This window comes from Candidatus Hydrogenedentota bacterium (genome assembly GCA_012523015.1).
Taxonomy (GTDB): Bacteria; Hydrogenedentota; Hydrogenedentia; order Hydrogenedentales; family CAITNO01; genus JAAYBJ01.
On record JAAYJI010000144.1, the window covers coordinates 1 to 14,927 of the forward strand.

Consider the following 14,927-nt stretch of genomic DNA (forward strand, 5'->3'; position numbering starts at 1 on the left):
CATCGCCTGTTCCGGGAGGTGAGTCTACGACGAGATAATCTAGCTCGCCCCATTCCACGTCTTTTATGAATTGTTTGATCACGCCCATTTTCATGGGGCCGCGCCAAATCACTGCGTCGTCTTGATTGCGCAGGAAAAATCCCAGTGAAATGACTTTAAGGGAGCCCATCTCGACGGGCACGATATTACCTTCATTATTTTGTACGGAGCTTCCTTCAAGGCCCAGCATTTTCGGGATACTTGGTCCGTGAATATCCACATCGAGCAAGCCCACTTGTTTGCCTGCAAGCATAAGGGAAACGGCAATGTTCACCGCCACGGTGCTTTTGCCTACGCCGCCTTTACCGGATAGGACGAGGATCTTGTGTTTAATCTTGCAGAGACGCGCTTCCAGTGCCTGCCGTTCCAAAAAGTCCTCTAAGGATTCATTGGCGCTTTTATTCTTCGCTGAACAGGATTCCTTGTCGCAGGTGGAGCAGGCGCTTTCCTGTTCGCCTGCCGGCGCATCGGCTGCTGTTTCTCGAGCGGCCAAGCGTGCCATAAAATCGGCGAGCGCCGCCCTCAAGGTGTTGATGGATAGAAGGGCGCAATGCTGATGTTCTTCGGGCATGCCCTCCAAGGCGTCTATCACGTCTTGCTGGGTAATACGTCCCGCTTCGCGCACGGTCTTGCCTTCCGCCAATTCTGTGGTCATGCTGCCGCAAGCTTTCGACGGACCGCAGCCGGTGGTGGTGAAAGAGGCAGCGCTGATGATGCCGTCATCCACGTGAATCCAGAACTCCATAGTGTCGCCGCAAGGACCGGTAATGCGCGCGTGACCGTCGGGTTCTTCCAGTTCTTCATAATTCTTCGGCCGTGTAAAACGTTCTTGCGCCTTTTGGGAGAATGGTTGTGATTCCATTATTTTTGCTTCACTCCAATATAGTGTTCATGTGAAAGTTTCGATTAGAAAATACGGTGCGAATGCACGGGTACCCACTAGCATAGCATATTTTTTATCAGAGCTAAATGTATCAGTCTCCGATTTGTTCCAACAATTGATTTACGCGTTCCCAGAGAGCGGCAACATCTGCGGCAGCGCCTTTTCCGTTGAATTCGGGCAAGCTTTTATCGGCAACTTGCGCGGCAGTGACAGCGGCATCATAGCGGATGCGCCCGACGGGGGTCACACCCATGGCGCGGGCTGATTCTTCGATGCTCAGGCACATGGCTTCGTTGAGGTCCCATTTGTTTACACAGACCGCTGCGGGGATACGAAAATGTTGGGTTAACTCCACGAGCCGTTTCAAGTCATGGGCGCCGCTGAGCGTCGGTTCTGTGACAATGAGCACGAGGGAAGCGCCCGTGATAGATGCGATAACGGGACACCCGATTCCGGGCGGGCCATCGACGAGAACCAAATCTTTGCCTTCCTTTACAGCACGCTCTTTTGCCTGCTGTCGAACAAGGCTGACTAATTTTCCGGAGTTTTCTGCGGCGATTCCAAGATGGGCGTGAACCATAGAACCGTAGCGTGTTTGGGATAGGTACCATTCACCGCAAAGACTTTCGGGGAAATCAATGGCGTTGGCAGGACACCTATCGAAGCAGACGCCGCAGCCTTCACAAGCAGTGGGATCCACTTCATAGCGCAGTCCCTGTTCGGCGGGAATAGCGTTAATGCTTTCGAAACGGCATAATTCAAAACAATCGCCACAGCGGGTGCAGTCGTCTTGTCGAATTTGTGCTTCGTTGCCGGACCAAAATTCATGGGTTGATTCCGGTGTAGGCGCGAGGATCAGGTGTAAGTCCGCGGCATCTACATCGCAATCGGCAAGCACTTTGGAAGATGCCAGCGCGGCGAAGGAGGCGAGAATACTGGTTTTGCCCGTGCCGCCTTTTCCACTGATAACAATGAGTTCTTTCATGACGTCCTCTCTTCCTGTGCAGAGACGGGATCGGATGTCTCGACGCTGCCCGCTAATGCTTGGATAGATTGGAAAAGATCCGTGAAAATACGGCGCAGCGAAGGGATGGCATCCACTGCGATAACACCTCGGGAATAGGCTTCCGCCACTTCGCGATTATTCGGAATCTCAGCCAACACGGGGATCTCGTTTTCTTCACAATAGCGGATGACACGGTCATCGCCGATATCGGCGCGGTTGATCACGACGCCGAAAGGAAGTTTCATTTGCCGCACCGTTTCCACCGCTAATTTCAAGTCGTGCAAACCGAAAGGCGTGGGTTCGGTGACGAGCACAACGACATCGGCTCCGCGCAGGGTTGTAATCACGGGGCAGGAAGTTCCGGGCGGCGCGTCGTAAAGGACGACGTCAACGTCGGGTGCTTCCGCTTTCACGGCACGGATTAAAGGAGGCGACATGATGGCACCCACATTGAGCCGGCCTTGTATAAATTGAATCGTCCCGGCAGTTCCCGTTTCGACGACGCCTATAGGATGAGGTACTTCGGTAATGGCGTTCTCCGGACAAGCCAAGGTGCAGCCGCCGCAGCCATGGCATAAGGTATTAAAGACCAAGACTGTTTTCCCGACGCACGCCAAGGCGTTGAAGCGGCATGCCTCCACACACTCTCCGCAGCCCGTGCACAAGGCTTCGTCGACGACGGGCACGCGTATAGGCGCGGGTTTGGAATGGTGCAATTTTGCTTTCAAAAAAAGATGCCCGTTAGGCTCTTCCACATCACAGTCCAAATAGGCCGTTGACGTTTCCAATACGGACGCAAGATTCACAGCGACTGTGGTTTTTCCCGTCCCGCCTTTGCCGGATGCAATAACGATGTTCATAGAGAATTTCCTGTTTGGGACTTGGGCGTAACCGCTCCTAAAGAAGCGGATTCATAAAAAAAGGGGCACATAGGCCGATGCAGCATCTTCGGTTTAGACCCAATGACCGTCCACATTGGCATCATCCATAACCGTCAAGCTGCCGTCACGATACTGTTGGATAGCTTCGGCAATCGTTCCTGCTCGTGCGCCGTAAAGCTTGATACCGGCGGCGGAGAGGACGCGGAAGGCTTTGGGGCCGCAGTGACCGGTAATTACGGCCTTCGCTCCCGAATTCATGACAGTTTGGGCAGCTTGAATACCGGCTCCTTGCGCAGCATTCAGGTTTTGCTTGTTGTCGATAAGTTCGAAGGTGTCGGCGTCAAGATCATAAACGATAAAAGAGGGAGCCCTGCCAAAACGTTCGTCAAGGGGGGCATCAAGATCTTTACCGGAAGTGGTTAAACAAAGTTTCATACTATTCCTTTCTGCATAGGTCGCCTGTTTCTGATCCCGACAAAGCGGGGAGGGGGCGGGGCGGGAAAGACCGTATTGAATGCCGGCCTTTTCCGCCCCTATCTACAGCAATGAAAAAAAATCGGCTACTTGTTATCTTCAGGACATTTCTTATAGCTGAGGAACCAATCTTTGATCTCCATGTTGGGGTCGGGATTGTCCATACGATTTTTGGCAAGGTCATAAGAGTTCGGCGGCGGTACGATGACATCATCGCCGGGCTGCCAGTTCACCGGTGTTGCGACACCGAAGCGTGAAGAAGTCTGCAGCGCGATTAACAGCCGCTTAATTTCGGCCATGTTGCGGCCGTTGCTCATGGGATAATAAAGGATGGATCGAACCAAGCCTTCCGGATCAATAACGAAAACAGCACGTACGGCTTGGGTTTGGCTCGCCGCAGGCTGGAGCATGCCATAGGCTTTGGATACTTCCATGGTCAGGTCGCTGATGACAGGGAAGGTCACTTCTGCGTTGCTCATGTCGCCCACACAAAATTTTTCTTTGATCGTGCGCAGCCAAGCAATATGACTGAAGGTGCTGTCAATGGACAGGCCGATCAATTTGCAATTTAAGGCTTCAAATTCGGGTTCCATGGCAGCGAATGCCATGAATTCCGTGGTACACACGGGCGTGAAGTCGGCGGGATGGGAAAAGAAAATGACCCATTTGCCCGCGTAGTCTTCCGGAAAGCGGATTTCTCCTTGTGTGGTTTCTGCCACAAAGGCAGGCGCTTTTTCGCCAATTAGGGGAAGTCTAATCTGTTCTTCCATACAGGTCTCCTTTAAGGTTGAGGGTTAAAAGTGATACGAACAGTTTATTCTTTTAACACATCACCCCATGAAATTATTTTACTTGTTGCGATTCGAGGGCGTTGATTTGCTGCTCAATGCGATCCATCTGCGCTTGAAGCTGCTGCGCTTGATTTCGGAGCAAACTTAATTCCGAGGCGGCATCTGCTTGCACGACGTTTTGCGGCCCATAGTCAACGCCGGAGAAACGCGCCCAGCCGGGCTGACCCGTTGCAAAAAACCAATTACGCCGGCCCATGCCGCCGCCACGGCCCATGCCGCCGCCACGGCCCATCCCACCGCCGCGGGCAAAGCCGCGACCCATGCCGCCGCCTCGTCCTGCACCCCAACCGCCGCCGGCATTGACATAACCGGGTTGTTGGAAACCTGCGCAAAATCCTGCACCACGTCCTGTTCTGGGGCCCATGCCCAAAGGTCCTGTTCTATCTCCACCAGGCATAATAAATCTCCTTTCATTCGGGAAAATTCCCGTAAATACTTCATCTGCGGAGCGATCCGTTGACCCTAGTCGGGTCATGTTCCGCGGATCGTCATCCCTTAACTTTATGGTTGTGCGGAACTTCTTTATAACTGTATTGGAATAAATCCTGTGATCAGGATTCTATTTCACGGGTCATCACGGCACCGCATTGGGGGCAAGTAAGTTGCATGCAGGGGATTCCCACTTCATGAGGCTGGGTATGGCCACACTGATTGCAGATGCACTTGCCTTGTTCGCCTTGCGGGGAAGCTGCGCCGCCGCCACCGCCTCCGCCGCCCATGCCGCCGCCACCGCGTCCACCACCAGCGCCGCCCGTGCCGCCGCCGCGTCCACCGCCGGCGCCGCCCATGCCGCCGCCGCCACCGCGTCCACCGCCACCACGTCCGCCACGTCCACCTCTCATCATAGTATCTCCTTTCATCATGCCGCATTTGCCTCTGCCATGGCGGCCAAAAGATCGGCAGCCGGGCATGGAGAAGGCGGCTTCTGACAATTGATTTGCGAGAAATCCGGTCAACACTTCTGTTGCACTGCCCGCGACAAAGGCTTCCACCTCTATGCCCGCGGCGGTGATCATCTCCGCCAAAAAGCGAGAGATTGCGCCACAGATCAGGACATCTACTTGGAGTTCCTGAAGGCGTTGAACTCGTTCAGCCAGCGACAAACCGGCGATGGTTTCGCTGGATTGTTCCAGCACCGCATCATCTTGTATGACACTGATCAGCAAGGTACCTGCCGTATCAAAAACGGGGGACACACGCTGATTCCATATGGGCATTGCAACTTTCATAATTTTGTTTCCTGTCTATAGTAAGCAAGGGCTGTGCCAACAGAGGTAGCGTAGTAGAGAGTGAGCGTTAAGTTACTTAATCGATAGGGGATAACTATTTGTTGTAGTCCCTTCGGCTTTTCAGTATCGCTTCATTAGTCGCATTATTGCGACTCGGTTGCCGGGTATGGTCGCATTATTGCGACTCGTCGGGAGACTGAGGCGGGCGAATATAGGGCAGATCGAATTGGCGCATTTTGCGGTAGAGCGTACTTTTATGGATGCCTAATTCACGAGCAGCAGCGGCGCGGTTGCCCTCATGGCGATCCAAAGCATCTTGAATGCACTGCTTCTCTGTACGATACCGCGCCTCTTCCATGGGCGCCGCTTCGGGTTGGGGAGGCATGCGCCGCATGAGGTAGTCGGGCAGGCAGGAAGCAGTGATTTCGTCGCCGTTTCCGCACAGCACGAAAGCATGTTCGATGATATTTTCGAGTTCTCGGATGTTGCCTGGAAAATTATGGGCCATGAGCAATGCCATGGCTGCGCCGTCCAACCCTTCTATTTGTCGGTCTTGCAATTTGTTGAATCGTGCAATGAAATGTTCGATGAGTAAGGGCACATCTTCTTTTCGGTCTCTGAGGGGCGGCAGTTCGAGAGGCACCACGTTGATACGGTAAAAGAGGTCTTGGCGGAAGCGTCCTTCGGCGACCAATTCAGCAAGATCCTTGTTGCCGGCTGCGATTACGCGGGCATCGCTTTCTTCGGTCGTATTGGAGCCGAGCGGCTCATAACAGTTTTCTTGGAGTACCCGCAAGAGCCGCACTTGGAGGGCAGGCGAGATATCGGCGATTTCGTCGAGGAATAGCGTGCCGCCTTGTGCTGCGGCAAAGCGTCCCGCCCGATCTTTGTCGGCTCCTGTGAAGGCGCCTGCCTTGTAGCCGAAGAGTTCACTTTCCAAGAGCGTGTCGGGCAAGGCGCCGCAGTTGAGCGCGACAAAGGGACCCTCAGCACGGCGGCTCATGCCGTGGATGGCGCGGGCCAATAATTCTTTTCCCGTGCCTGTTTCGCCTTGGATGAGAACGGTGCTGTTGCTGGCGGCGATCTGGGGCAATACATCGAAGAGCCGGCGCATGAGCGAACTGCGGCTGACCATGTCGCCGATTTGGAAGCGTCCGTAGAGTTCCTTGCGCAGAGCCTCTTCACGGCTGAGGTCGCGGAAACTTTCCGCGCCGCCGATTACTTTTCCATCGCCATCGCGCAACACGGCGGTGGATACAGAGATGGGGACCCGCTCACCGTCTGCATCAATGATAAAACAGGAACGGTTAATGACTTGATCCCCTGTTTCCATGGTGTGTTTGAGAGCACAGTCCATTTCGCACATGCTGGCACGGAAGACTTCCCAGCACCGTTTGCCGAGGGCATCTTCTCGGGGAATACCGGTGATTTCTTCAGCGGCGCGATTGAAAGAAGTGATCTTCCAGTTTTCGTCTACCGTGAAAACACCGTCGGAGATGCTTTCTAAAATGCTCTCTGTCATAGGCAAGGGATGAGAAGGATTATCTGTCATGGTACTCTTTGTTGAAAAATGGATAAGCGGCTTATTATAAGCTTTTCATGTTCCCTTATTATGACACAGTCGCAGGGGGTATTGGATAAAAGCAGTGCCGAGCCACAGCGGCTTACCTTGCCTCGGGGCAGAGAAGAGCTCAGCGCTATTCTTTGTTCCTTTGCTTTTGCTTGTCTTTCGCTACGAAGATGAATCGCTTGTGTAATTCAGGTATTATAAATGACTTGTTAAAGCGCCGCCTCTTTTATGATGATTCGGTGCATTTCCAAACGAGCAGTATAGGCCTTGTGTTGAGGCATAGAAAGGAAATACTTTTATGAGAAAGACCTTGTTTTCAGTTCTATGGATGACGATCGGCGCAGTCGCTCTCGCGTCTGTATCCTTTGCCCAAAGCGAGGCAACGACAGCGCTTATTTTTGATACGGATATGGGGAATGATGTGGATGATGCGTTGGCACTGGGCATGATCCACGCCTTGCAGAGCCGCGGCGAATGTTACTTGCTTGCGGTGACCATCACGAAAGACAACCCTTTGTGTGCGCCCTTCGTCGATGCTGTGAACCATTTCTACGGGCGCGGCGATGTTCCCATCGGTGTCGTGAAAGATGGTGTAACGCCGGCCACGGGCAAGTTTTTAGGTCTCGCAGAAGTGGAAGATGAGGGCGCTTTGCGCTATCCTCATCGTGTGAAGAGCGGCGATGAGGCAGAGGAGGCGACCGCCCTGTTGCGCAAGGTGCTGGCGGCGCAGGCGGATCACTCGGTCGTTATTGCGCAGGTTGGTTTTTCGACCAATCTGGCGCGCTTGTTGGCGTCAGAGCCCGACGCCATTTCCGATCTCGCAGGTCCTGCGCTCGTGGCGCAAAAAGTACGCCTCCTTTCGATTATGGCCGGTGCTTTTGCACCCATTGACGGCGGTTCCCACGGTGAATATAATGTGGTCATGGATCTTCCTGCTGCTCGTGACCTTTTCGAGCAGTGGCCCACAGACATCGTTTTCAGCGGCTATGAAGTGGGGCTTACAGTCCCTTATCCCGCCCTGAGTATTGAACGAGATTATGGCTATGTGAAACACCATCCTCTTCAGGAAGCCTATCAACACTATATGCCGACGCCTCATGAACGGCCCACCTGGGACCTTACCAGCGTGTTATTTGCTGTCCGTCCCGATCACGGCTACTTTGATTTGTCGGAAGCGGGAAAGGTTACGGTAGATGACAAAGGCTTGACCAGCTTTGAGCCCAAGGAAGGGGGCAAACATTTCTATCTGAAAATGTCTGAGCTTCAGGCGACGCGGGTTCGCGAGGCGCTGACGCTCCTTTCCAGCCAACCGCCTGAGCAACGCTAAATCGGAGATAGGAAAGAGATTGTTTAGCGGCGGGCTATCAGTAAAAATCCGTCGTGATGATCTTCCAGATGCTCCCAATCCAAGGAAGCGCCGGACACGAGCGCTTGGAATCCTGCATCGTCGGGGAGTTCATGGCCGCCTACAACACCGCCCATTTCGCGATGCAGTTTATTGATGGCATCGCGGCTTTCGGAATGACAGATGACCAGCATACCGCCCGGTCGGAGCAGGCGCGCCATTTCAAGCATGGCACGCTGCTGATCCTCAAAATGGGGGAAACAGCTGTTACAGAATACGCTGTCGAAACTGCAGTCAGAAAATGGTGCCGCCATGACATCCGTTTGAAGGGCGTAACAAGGAGCGGCGGGTTGCAGGCTCGCGATTCGCTTTTGCGTTTCTTGAATCATGAGCGCGGAAATATCGATGGCAATGACCGTGCCGGCAGCGGGCAGCTCTTGTGTCAAGATGGGGATGAGCACACCAGTGCCGCAGCCTACATCCAAAATGCGGGCAGGGTCAGCGGGCAGTATGGGCGCGAGCAGGCGCCGCAGCCGTTCACTGTGTCCGGCGCTGATCATGGAATCCCACTTGGGGGCGAGGTCATCGAAAAATTCGCTTACGGGCCGGGGGGATAAGGGGGACGATTGCGCCATGAGGCTCCTTTCCTTTTAGGTGAAACGACGCAGGCGAGGGCGAAAATACAGGCGGAAGTTAAGACAATAACCGCGCCGGCCGGGGCGTTAAAGATGAAAGACAAAAAAAGTCCCAGCCAGCAGGCAGCAATGCCAAAGAGAGCGGCAAGGAAAAGCAGTAATTTGAAGTTGTAGGTAAGCTGGTATGCCGCCGCCGCCGGATTTACGACCAGACTGTAGACGAGGAGCCCGCCCACGCTGGGCAGTGATACAGAAATGGCGACGCCCGACACGGAAAGCATAAGATAGAAATAAAGGGCTGCGGGGATTCCCGCCGCGGCAGCCACATTGCGGTGACAGGCGACCACATGTATTTGCCGATAGAAGAGAGTGATGAGCAGCAACACGATGGCAAGGGCGCAGGCAAGGAGCCACACGCTGCCGCGGGATACGGTGAGGATGGCGCCCCAAAATAGGCTGAGCGCTTCGGGGCGTCCGCCCGGCATCAATCCCATAAAGAGGAAGGCGAGCCCGATCATCACTGAAAAGAGAATGCCGATGGAGGTGTCCGGCCGCAGTGCACCGCGATCGGAGAGGGGGCCAATCACCGCTGCCGCGCCCAAGCTGAAGAGCATGGCACACGCCATGGGACTCAGCCCGGTCAGCAATCCGAGCAAGGCGCCGGCGAAGGCGGCATGGGCGATACAAATACCGAGGAAAGAAGCGCCCATGGCAACAAGGAAGACGCCGGAAATGCCACAGAGCGCCCCGGAAAAGAAACCGGCAAGCACTGCGTTTTGGAGGTATTCGTGCTGAAAGAGGGCGTTCATTGCACGTGCTCCTTGTCGGGATTGCCTGATTCGTCGGCTACGATATGGCCGACTTTCATGCGCACCACACGGGTGCAAGAATCGGGCAGCGCGTCCATATCATGGGTGACCCACATCAGCGTCATGCCTTGTTGTTCATTGAGTTCGTCGAGAAAGGCGCAAATCTCGCGGCGCGCGTTATCGTCTAGAGAAGCGGTAGGTTCATCGAGTAAGAGGATTTCGGGTTCTTGAACCAGCGCCCGCGCAATGGTCGCCCGCCGCAATTCGCCGCCGGATAATTGACCGAGGGGCCGTTTCGCGAGGCTTTGGATGGAGAGGCGTTCCAGAATGGTATGGACAGCACTATGCATGGAAGCCGTGACGCGCCGCCGCCAGCCCAAACGCCCATATAAGCCGGTAAGCACTGATTCGTATAAGGTGATGGGGACATGGCGATCTATTTCAGGCAGCTGTGCCACATAGCCCACCCGTTGGCGGATAGCGAGGAGATGCCGCCGTTCAAGTGGTAATCCAAGGACTCGAATGGATCCCGAGCTGAGCGGTGTAAATCCATTAATGGCAGTGAGCAGCGTTGTTTTTCCTGCGCCGTTGGGCCCCAAGAGCACGACACTTTCACCGGCATGGACGCGCAGCGATACGCCTGCCAACGCTTCGGATCCCTGACGAATAACACGGGCATCTTCTATTTCCAAGACCGGCAGTGTCACAAAGACTCCAAGGAGGTTAAGGCTTCAGTTAACAAGCTTATGTTGGATTGGAATGCGCTCTCCCAAGTGGCCGTGTCAGAAGACGCGCCCGGGAAATTGGTGAGCACCGTATAGGCGGCATTCAGATCCTTTGCAAGCATCTGTCCTGCTGACAGTCCGCCGCTCTGTAAGTTGTCCACGACTAACAGGACACCGGCATCGCGGCTTTTATGCAGGAGGGATTCCATATCGGACACGCTGTAGTCTTCCGGACGATTAAAGGAAGCTGCAACGGTGAACCCTGCCCACGTTAAAAAGGACGTCTGCATCTCATGACAGCATACCGAAATACCTTGGGTCTTTTCCAAAGCTAAGCTTTGACGGGCGGCCTGTTCCACTGTGTCAATGCGTTCTTGGCGTGCTGCTGCTTTCTCACGCATTGCCCCTTCCTCATGAGGCGCAATTTCAAGAAGTACTTCAAGTACTTCCGTCACAGCAGCGCGTTGCTCCGAGGGAATCATCCAATTGCCGCCCGCTTCAAAAACGCGGACTTTATGGTCGGGAAGTTTCGCCGCGTCTATAATGCGCGTGATATTGGCAAGGCGCAGCTGCCACGGATGGAGCAACACAGATCGCGCTTCTTGGAGCAGGTGAATATCGCCCGCTTTCATATCAAATTGGCTTGGACACGAACTGCTCGGCAGCAAGGTGTAGGTCTCTGCGTGAAGGGACGAGATGTCTTGCACAATGTCTGCAATTAGGGAGGTGCCGCAAATTATGGCGGGTTCCGTGCTGTGGCTTTTTCCGCTGCATCCTGAAAATCCAAGGCTCAATGCGATAGAAAGGATCAGTACACTATAAACGGTGCTTCGAATAGGTATTCTCATGGCAGGCAACTTGCTTTCTTTTGTGTTGATCGATACGGTCGTTTTAAATCCTGCCCGAGCAAAAGGGGCAAGAACTTACCGCAATCCGAAATGGCTATTTTCTTTCAGGAGGTCTTCATCATTCATAATGGGGAATTTTTCGGGATAAATACCCCATTCCACATGGCCATCCATATAAAGCACATTGCTGCCGCCCGGTATATGGTTGAAGATAAGCGTTCCCGCTGTGCCGCTGATGAGATTTCCGAAAGTGTCCCACATGACCGGGATGCTGCTTTGCGATTGCACCGCCATGCTTGCAGTATTAACATCGGTCGTGAAGAAGCGTTCGACCCCTTCGCGCAGTCGTAATACTTTATCGCTGCCGGCGGCACCGATGCCCGTGTCCGGCGTCATTTCAGGCCAATTCTCTGTCGTAATTTTCAGATCAGCACGGAAGTTTTTCTTGCGGACAGGCACGGAAATTTCTGAAATGGAAACGGACTCAATAAAAGGCAGGGCTCCCATAGCGCCCCAGACGCCGAAATATTCTTCTTTGTTGGTGGCGGCATAGCCTTTATATACATAGGAACGGCCCAACTCGGCGCAAAGAAAATATTGTTCTGAAATACGGTCGTTGGCGTCGCGCGCCGTCTGTATCCACTCGTCAAAATCTCCGGAATCGGGTAAGCGTGTGGCAACATAGGTGCCCGTACCGTCGCCTTGGCTGTCGGAAGGGCAAAGCGCCACGTTCAGATCGGACAAGTATTCCGGATAGATGGTGAAAGCATCGGGTGAACTGAACAAGGGCATACCGTTGAGATAGGCATTGGCGAAAGGCGAGCAAGGCGGCCAATAGTCTTTTTGTTCATCGGCATACATTTTGAAAATCGTGCCAAATTGCTTAAGATTATTCATACACGATTTGCGCCGTGCCGCTTCCCGCGCACGGCTGAGCGCCGGCAGCAGTATGGCTGCGAGAATGCCGATAATGGCAATGACCACCAACAGTTCAATCAGTGTAAATCCGTGTTTTTTCTTGTAGATCATGGCTAACCTCTGCGTAATAGCATCCGCGTTCCAGTATTACGATATGAGGCAAAAGTATTACACAAGAGGGGAAGGAAAAGCAACATAAGGGTGTTTAACACCCTAACACCAAACAGGCGCCTGAACCCGAACAGACGCTCATCCGGGCGCGGTAAGACAGCTGTAATGCGGGTAAGTCACCTAAGATGAAAGCCCAAAATAGGCGCTCCTTTACCCTGGTGAATATGGTGTTACCCGATAAAAATTTGTTATAGTGTGCCCGTTGGGTTCGGACAGTGTTTTTGACAGGTCGTGCCCTTTACAACAATCCCATCGTCGCTGTCCGTTCATAAATATGTAGTGCATGCCCGGGATCAGGAAAAGTTATGGTCATTTACAACGAATCCAATACTGCCCATACTGTCGTGATGGATGCGAAAGCCATGGCGGAAACGCTTCGTACGATTGCCCGAGCAGTGGTAGACGGCAATCCTGAAATTCAGTCACTTGTCATTTTGGGTATTTTAAGCCGGGGCCGCCCTCTGGCGGATCGGCTTGCAGAGCTGATTCACGAACTGACCGGTTATCGTCCGCAGGTGGGTTCCTTATCTACCACTTTTTATCGGGATGATCTCCATGCCGGTTCGGGAGCGGTCGTCGTTCGTTCGGGACAAACCCATTTTGATTTTTCCGTCGACGAGCGTACCGTTCTGTTAGTAGACGATGTCATTGCCGCCGGCCGCACGACCCGAGCCGCCTTGGATGAGGTTATGGATTATGGTCGTCCGCACCGCATTCAATTGGTTAGTCTGGTGGATCGAGGTTGTCGTGAGCTGCCTATTCAGCCTGACTATCTTGGGATGGAGATCACGACCAAGCCCGAAGAATGGGTTAGTGTTCATATAGAAGAAATTGACGGGGAAGATGCCGTGTTGTTGAATCGCCGTTTGACTTCTCCAAAGTCTGAAGAGAATTAATCCCATGAAAACAGAGCCTCTCCTTCGTTGGACTAAAAAAGACCTGATTGGAATCCGAGAATTAAGCCGCAGCGAAATTGAAATCATCTTGGATTTGACGCCTAAATTTCTCTCCGTTTCAGAGCGTGCAAGCGGTATTAAAAAAGTGCCGCTCCTGCAGGGGCGTCTCGTGGTAAACTGGTTTCATGAACCGAGTACGCGAACACGCACTTCCTTTGAGTTGGCTGCGAAGCGGCTCAGCGCCGATATTCTTTCCATTACTGCGTCGTCATTGAGCACCGTCAAAGGGGAAACCCTCCATGACACCCTCGCCAATATTGAAGCGATGAATACGGATATTCTCGTGTTGCGCCACAGCGGTGCCGGTGTACCGCACATTCTTGCTAAAGATCATGCATCCCATATCATCAATGCAGGCGACGGCAGGCACGAACATCCGACGCAAGCCTTGTTGGATGCCTTCACGATGCGCGAGGAAATGCGCAGGCTCTACAATGATCCCAACCGCGGCTTGGACGGGATCAAGGTCGCCCTGGTTGGAGATATTCAACATAGCCGCGTCGCACGGAGCAACATACACGCCCTGACTAAACTGGGCGCAGACGTGACTGTGTGCGGTCCGGCAACACTCCTGCCCCGCGGTATCGAAGGCTTTGGGGTGAAGGTGACGACCGATTTGGGTGAAGCCTTAGAAAATGTGGATGTGATCTATGCGTTGCGCATTCAGATGGAACGTCAAGGCAAGGCGCTGTTTCCGAGTGTGGGCGAATATGTGCGTCTCTTTCGCATCGATCGTGATGCCCTGTGCTATGCGCCGGACCATGCCATAGTGATGCACCCCGGTCCGATCAATCGTGATCTGGAACTGTCGACGGAAGTGGCCGATGGGCCGCGCAGTGTTATTTTAAAACAAGTAACCAATGGGGTCGCCGTGCGGATGGCGGTCATGCACGTCCTTGCCAATGCGGGCAGCTCCAAAGAACTCTAAACTCTAAGAATCTCCGGTGCTCACATTGCCGGGCGCTTTTTGCCGGAAAGGAAGATACTATGACGTCGTATGTCATCAAAAATGGACACGTGATCAATCCAGCGAGTAATACTTCAGAACCCCTCGATGTGCTCATTGCAGGCGACAAAGTGGTTAAAATTGGGCATAATCTAAAAGGGGATGTCGTCATTAATGCCGAGGGCCATGTGGTCAGTCCGGGCCTCGTCGATATTCATTGTAACTTTCGGGAACCGGGCGGTGAATCAAAAGAAACCATCGCGACGGGCAGCCTTGCAGCGGCGGCGGGCGGTTTCACGACCGTTGTAACCATGGCCAATACGAATCCCGTTATCGATAATGCGGGGCTTGTAGAGCTGGTAATCCGCCGTGCCCGCGAAGAGGCGTGCATCCACGTACTTCCCGCTGCCTGTGCCACCAAAGGGTTGATCGGTAACGAAATTACGGAAATGGCGGATCTTAAAAAAGCCGGTGCCGTAGCGGTGACTGACGACGGACAGGATGTCGCTTCCAGTGCGCTCATGCTTCGTGCCTTGGAATATGCGAATATGGTGGGCATGCCTTTCCTCAGTCATTGTGAAGACGAATCTTTGGCAGAGGGCGGCGCTATGAATGAAGGGTATACGGCAACACTCATGGGC

General features: G+C 53.6%; 17 protein-coding genes. 4 read left to right on the forward strand and 13 right to left on the reverse strand.

The window, feature by feature from the left end:
- The 8 genes from GX117_06065 to GX117_06100 form a co-directional block, all read right to left on the reverse strand.
- On the reverse strand, positions 1-901 hold a 901-nt coding region (locus GX117_06065), incomplete at its 3' end, for a P-loop NTPase (GenBank protein ID NLO32907.1).
- 112 nt (positions 902-1,013) lie between these two features.
- Positions 1,014-1,907, reverse strand: a complete 894-nt coding sequence (locus GX117_06070) for a 4Fe-4S binding protein (protein NLO32908.1) — start codon at positions 1,905-1,907, stop codon at positions 1,014-1,016.
- A complete protein-coding gene (locus GX117_06075) occupies positions 1,904-2,788 on the reverse strand; it encodes a P-loop NTPase (protein ID NLO32909.1) in 885 nt (294 codons plus the stop codon). The genes GX117_06070 and GX117_06075 overlap by 4 nt, the downstream gene beginning before the upstream one ends.
- Before the next feature lie 93 nt (positions 2,789-2,881).
- Positions 2,882-3,244: a dinitrogenase iron-molybdenum cofactor biosynthesis protein gene (locus tag GX117_06080; GenBank protein ID NLO32910.1), complete on the reverse strand. Its 363-nt coding sequence runs from the start codon at positions 3,242-3,244 to the stop codon at positions 2,882-2,884.
- Positions 3,245-3,369: 125 nt separating this feature from the next.
- The gene (locus GX117_06085; protein NLO32911.1) at positions 3,370-4,053 is read right to left on the reverse strand and encodes a peroxiredoxin; all 684 of its coding nucleotides are present in this window, start codon (positions 4,051-4,053) and stop codon (positions 3,370-3,372) included.
- 73 nt (positions 4,054-4,126) lie between these two features.
- Positions 4,127-4,531 carry a DUF5320 domain-containing protein gene (locus GX117_06090; GenBank protein NLO32912.1) on the reverse strand — a complete coding sequence of 135 codons (405 nt, stop codon included), beginning with the start codon at positions 4,529-4,531 and terminating at the stop codon, positions 4,127-4,129.
- A 154-nt stretch (positions 4,532-4,685) separates the two neighbouring features.
- The gene (locus tag GX117_06095) at positions 4,686-4,922 is read right to left on the reverse strand and encodes a hypothetical protein (GenBank protein NLO32913.1); all 237 of its coding nucleotides are present in this window, start codon (positions 4,920-4,922) and stop codon (positions 4,686-4,688) included.
- 616 nt (positions 4,923-5,538) lie between these two features.
- Positions 5,539-6,915: a sigma 54-interacting transcriptional regulator gene (locus GX117_06100; protein ID NLO32914.1), complete on the reverse strand. Its 1,377-nt coding sequence runs from the start codon at positions 6,913-6,915 to the stop codon at positions 5,539-5,541.
- Between the two features lie 316 nt (positions 6,916-7,231).
- Between GX117_06100 and GX117_06105 the strand changes: the two genes are divergently transcribed.
- Entirely contained in the window at positions 7,232-8,260 is a 1,029-nt protein-coding gene (locus tag GX117_06105) for a nucleoside hydrolase (protein ID NLO32915.1), read from the forward strand.
- Between the two features lie 23 nt (positions 8,261-8,283).
- On the opposite strand, the gene GX117_06110 is transcribed toward GX117_06105, so the two are convergent.
- From GX117_06110 to GX117_06130, 5 genes are all read right to left on the reverse strand, one after another.
- Positions 8,284-8,913 carry a class I SAM-dependent methyltransferase gene (locus GX117_06110; protein ID NLO32916.1) on the reverse strand — a complete coding sequence of 210 codons (630 nt, stop codon included), beginning with the start codon at positions 8,911-8,913 and terminating at the stop codon, positions 8,284-8,286.
- Positions 8,877-9,722 (reverse strand): metal ABC transporter permease, encoded by an 846-nt coding sequence (locus GX117_06115; protein NLO32917.1) that lies wholly within the window; start codon positions 9,720-9,722, stop codon positions 8,877-8,879. Before GX117_06115 ends, GX117_06110 begins: the two co-directional genes overlap by 37 nt.
- Positions 9,719-10,429 carry an ATP-binding cassette domain-containing protein gene (locus GX117_06120; GenBank protein ID NLO32918.1) on the reverse strand — a complete coding sequence of 237 codons (711 nt, stop codon included), beginning with the start codon at positions 10,427-10,429 and terminating at the stop codon, positions 9,719-9,721. The genes GX117_06115 and GX117_06120 overlap by 4 nt, the downstream gene beginning before the upstream one ends.
- On the reverse strand, positions 10,426-11,295 hold the full coding sequence (locus GX117_06125; protein NLO32919.1) for a zinc ABC transporter solute-binding protein: 870 nt from the start codon (positions 11,293-11,295) through the stop codon (positions 10,426-10,428). Before GX117_06125 ends, GX117_06120 begins: the two co-directional genes overlap by 4 nt.
- 75 nt (positions 11,296-11,370) lie before the next feature.
- Complete coding sequence (locus tag GX117_06130; GenBank protein ID NLO32920.1) at positions 11,371-12,321, reverse strand: prepilin-type N-terminal cleavage/methylation domain-containing protein; 951 nt, start codon at positions 12,319-12,321, stop codon at positions 11,371-11,373.
- A 368-nt stretch (positions 12,322-12,689) separates the two neighbouring features.
- Here GX117_06130 and pyrR point away from each other — a divergent pair, with 368 nt between their 5' ends.
- From pyrR to GX117_06145, 3 genes are all read left to right on the forward strand, one after another.
- Positions 12,690-13,280 (forward strand): bifunctional pyr operon transcriptional regulator/uracil phosphoribosyltransferase PyrR, encoded by a 591-nt coding sequence (pyrR, locus tag GX117_06135; protein ID NLO32921.1) that lies wholly within the window; start codon positions 12,690-12,692, stop codon positions 13,278-13,280.
- A gap of 4 nt (positions 13,281-13,284) precedes the next feature.
- Positions 13,285-14,268: an aspartate carbamoyltransferase catalytic subunit gene (locus tag GX117_06140; GenBank protein ID NLO32922.1), complete on the forward strand. Its 984-nt coding sequence runs from the start codon at positions 13,285-13,287 to the stop codon at positions 14,266-14,268.
- A 59-nt stretch (positions 14,269-14,327) separates the two neighbouring features.
- The coding region (locus GX117_06145; protein ID NLO32923.1) for an amidohydrolase family protein at positions 14,328-14,927 on the forward strand (600 nt) is incomplete at its 3' end.

Bases quoted from the DNA above. Each gene is read 5' to 3' on its own strand.
- GX117_06070 (NLO32908.1), bottom strand. From the start codon at position 1,907: ATGAAAGAACTCATTGTTATCAGTGGAAAAGGCGGCACGGGCAAAACC.
- GX117_06075 (NLO32909.1), bottom strand. From the start codon at position 2,788: ATGAACATCGTTATTGCATCCGGCAAAGGCGGGACGGGAAAAACCACA.
- GX117_06080 (NLO32910.1), bottom strand. From the start codon at position 3,244: ATGAAACTTTGTTTAACCACTTCCGGTAAAGATCTTGATGCCCCCCTT.
- GX117_06085 (NLO32911.1), bottom strand. From the start codon at position 4,053: ATGGAAGAACAGATTAGACTTCCCCTAATTGGCGAAAAAGCGCCTGCC.
- GX117_06090 (NLO32912.1), bottom strand. From the start codon at position 4,531: ATGCCTGGTGGAGATAGAACAGGACCTTTGGGCATGGGCCCCAGAACA.
- GX117_06095 (NLO32913.1), bottom strand. From the start codon at position 4,922: ATGGGCGGCGCCGGCGGTGGACGCGGCGGCGGCACGGGCGGCGCTGGT.
- GX117_06100 (NLO32914.1), bottom strand. From the start codon at position 6,915: ATGACAGATAATCCTTCTCATCCCTTGCCTATGACAGAGAGCATTTTA.
- GX117_06105 (NLO32915.1), top strand. From the start codon at position 7,232: ATGAGAAAGACCTTGTTTTCAGTTCTATGGATGACGATCGGCGCAGTC.
- GX117_06110 (NLO32916.1), bottom strand. From the start codon at position 8,913: ATGGCGCAATCGTCCCCCTTATCCCCCCGGCCCGTAAGCGAATTTTTC.
- GX117_06115 (NLO32917.1), bottom strand. From the start codon at position 9,722: ATGAACGCCCTCTTTCAGCACGAATACCTCCAAAACGCAGTGCTTGCC.
- GX117_06125 (NLO32919.1), bottom strand. From the start codon at position 11,295: ATGAGAATACCTATTCGAAGCACCGTTTATAGTGTACTGATCCTTTCT.
- pyrR (NLO32921.1), top strand. From the start codon at position 12,690: ATGGTCATTTACAACGAATCCAATACTGCCCATACTGTCGTGATGGAT.
- GX117_06140 (NLO32922.1), top strand. From the start codon at position 13,285: ATGAAAACAGAGCCTCTCCTTCGTTGGACTAAAAAAGACCTGATTGGA.